At 63.0% G+C, this 1,697-nt stretch carries 2 protein-coding genes; both read left to right on the forward strand.

All coding sequences use genetic code 11. The annotated features are described in order from the left end of the window. Window positions 1–389: TrbJ/VirB5 family protein (locus HY2_RS17520; RefSeq protein WP_034829158.1), on the forward strand; the 389-nt coding region annotated here is incomplete at its 5' end. Further along, entirely contained in the window at window positions 389–1,696 is a 1,308-nt protein-coding gene (gene trbL / locus HY2_RS15245) for a P-type conjugative transfer protein TrbL (protein WP_034829160.1), read from the forward strand. The genes HY2_RS17520 and trbL, both read left to right, overlap by 1 nt. Window position 1,697: the final 1 nt, after the last annotated feature.

The following is a 1,697-nucleotide window of genomic DNA, read 5'->3' on the forward strand; positions in this document are numbered from 1 at the left end:
AACGCGACTATGAAGTGATCTACCCGGAAGAGTATGGCGAGACGCCGCCGGAACACCGGGTCCTCGTTGAAGAAGCTCGGGTACGCTGGCGTCAGTCCCGCACCGCCTATCGCGAAAGCCTGCTGGTCACCGCAGAAGTCGTCTCTTCTGCACGCGCTGACAGTGAAAGTCTCGATCGCTTGATCGGGGACAGCCAGTCCGCCGTCGGCAATCTCCAGGTCCTGCAGGCAGGCAATCAAATCGAGGCGCTGCAGACCGAGCAGCTCATGCAGATGGAAGCCATGATGGCATCGCACTATCGCGCTGAAGCGCTGGAGCGCGCCCGGCAACTTGCTGAAGCTGAACGTGGCCGCGCCCGTACCCGCGCCTTTCTTGGGTCTCCTGATTGATGGACGTGATCGACACCTTCCTCGCGACATTTATCGCATACATCGACAGTGGGTTCGGCCTGCTGGCGGGAGATGTCGCCTATCTGACAACCACGCTGATCGCGATCGACATCACGCTGGCAGGCCTGTTCTGGGCGCTCAGCCAGAACAGCGACGTCATCGCCGGCCTGATCAAGAAAGTGCTCTATGTGGGCTTCTTCGCCTTTGTCATCGGCAATTTCTCGCTGCTCGCCAATATTGTCTTCGACAGCTTCGCGCAGCTCGGCGTGACCGCTGGTGGCGGGACCATGACGGCGGCCGATCTGCTGCGTCCGGGCTTCATTGCCGGGGTGGGTTTCGATGCGGCACAGCCACTGCTCGCTGAGATCAGCGACATGCTGGGGCCGATCAGTTTCTTTCACAACTTCATCATGATCGCAGTGATGTTCATTGCCTGGGCGATCATCATGGTGGCCTTCTTCGTGCTCGCCGTGCAGCTGTTCATCGCCATTCTGGAATTCAAGCTGACGACGCTCGCCGGGTTTGTGCTCGTGCCTTTCGCCCTGTGGAACAAATCGGCTTTCCTTGCTGAACGCGTGCTGGGTAATGTCATCACATCGGGCATCAAGCTGATGGTCCTCGCCGTCATCATCGGCATCGGTTCAACGCTGTTTGCCTCAGTGACCGACGCGTTTCGTACGGGCGATGATGTCACGCTGGCGCAGGTGATGGGCACAGTGCTCGCGGCTATCGTTTTCTTCTGGATGGGGATCTTTGCGCCAGGTGTCGCGAGCGGCCTGATCACGGGCGCGCCGCAATTGGGTGCGGGCTCGGCTGCAGGCGCTGCAGCTGGGGTTGCGGCTGGCACTTATGTCGCCGGTGCTGGCGGGCGCGCAGCGATCGGTACGGCAGCCTCTGGCGTGTCAAGCGCCGTCAAAGCAGGCGCCAGCATGGCGGGCGCGGCGCGGACCGCTTACACACTCGGTTCAGTCGCCTCCGGTGCGACGGGTGCTGGTGCGATCGCCGCCGGTGTCGCGGGCATGGCCCGCGCAGGCGGCGACGCCATACGCAGAACCGCCAGTCGGCCAGCTCAGTCCATGAAGGACGCCTACCGCCGTGGCAGTCAGGGCGCGTGGCGCGCGACGGGCGGCTCCGGTGGAAGCGACGGGTCCGGATCATCCACTTCAAGTTCAAGCCCGGGATGGGCGCGCCGGATGCAGGCTCGCCAGAATGCCAGCCAGGCCGGTCAGATGGCGGCCCACAGTCTTCGCGACGGCGATCGCGGCTCGTCCGGCGCAGCCCCGCAACTCAATGACAAGGACGAGTAGA

Origin of the sequence: Hyphomonas pacifica, from assembly GCF_000682675.1 — a bacterium.
Lineage (GTDB): Bacteria > Pseudomonadota > Alphaproteobacteria > Caulobacterales > Hyphomonadaceae > Hyphomonas > Hyphomonas pacifica.